Genomic DNA, 1,154 nt, shown 5'->3' on the forward strand with positions numbered 1-1,154 from the left:
ACCAACTGCTCGACTGTCGTGCGGTCAAACAGGTCTGGCCGATACCCCACCCGCAACTGCAGTTGCGTGCCCGGGATGGCAACGACGCTCAATGGGTAGTGCGTTTTATCCCCGCCGTGACCGCTGGCGCGGGAGACTTGCAATGGGTCTTGTGCCAGGCCACGCGCATTGGCGTCGACCGGATAGTTCTCAAAGACAAACAGGGTGTCGAACAAGACAGGGAAGCCCGCCAGGCGCTGGATCTCCGAGAGGCCCAGATGCTGGTGCGCGGCCATCGCGGACTGCTCGTCCTGCAGCCGCGCGAGCACCTGCGCGATCGGCTCCCAGGGCTCGAACTGCATGCGCACCGGCAAGGTGTTGATGAACAGCCCCACCATGCGCTCCACACCTGGCAACTCCGGCGGACGGCCCGAGACCGTGATGCCGAAGACCACGTCTTCGCGGCCAGTCAGTCGGCCCAGCAGCAGGCCCCAGGCGCCTTGCAACAGGGTGTTGAGCGTCAGGCCGTGCTGGCGGGCCCGCCCGCCAAGCGATTGCGTCAACTCCTGCGAAAGACTGCAGGCCAGGATTTCCTGGCGGCCCGACTTTTCGGTCTGGTCGGCCGTCAGCAACGTGGGTTCCGCCAGACCTGAAAGCGATTCCTTCCACGCACTCAAGGACTTGTCGCGATCCTGGTGTTTGAGCCAACCCAGATAGTTGCGATAGGGCACTGGCGGCGCAAGAGCACTGTCGTCGCCCCTTGTCCGATACAACACGAACAGCTCGTTGAGAAAGATCGGCATCGACCAGCCATCCAGCAGGATGTGATGGCTGGTGAACACAAGGCGTGCGCGCTGCGGCGCCAGTTGAATGAGCGCGAAGCGCAGCAGCGGAGCCTGCGCCGGCTCGAAGGGACGCACGCGGTCTTCTTGAAGCCAGCGCATGAGTTCGGCCTCGCGCTCTTGCGGCGTGAGGTCGCGAAGGTCGATGTCCTGCCACGGCAGCGTGATCTGACGAACAATGATCTGAACGGGCTCTGCAGTGTGGTGCAGGAAGCGTGCGCGCAGATTCGCATGGCGTTGCACAAGGGCCTCGGCGGCAGCTTTCAAGGCCGCCGCATCGAGCGGCCCTGTCAGGTCGAACGTGAATTGAACGACGTAAGCGGCAGACTTGTT

Annotated in this window: 1 protein-coding gene; it reads right to left on the bottom strand. The window is 63.4% G+C overall.

Going from position 1 to position 1,154, the window contains the following annotated elements:
• On the bottom strand, positions 1 to 1,154 hold a 1,154-nt coding region (locus tag BLQ28_RS32445), incomplete at both ends, for a condensation domain-containing protein (RefSeq protein ID WP_256327548.1).

This window comes from Variovorax sp. EL159 (assembly GCF_900100965.1).
GTDB lineage: Bacteria > Pseudomonadota > Gammaproteobacteria > Burkholderiales > Burkholderiaceae_C > Variovorax.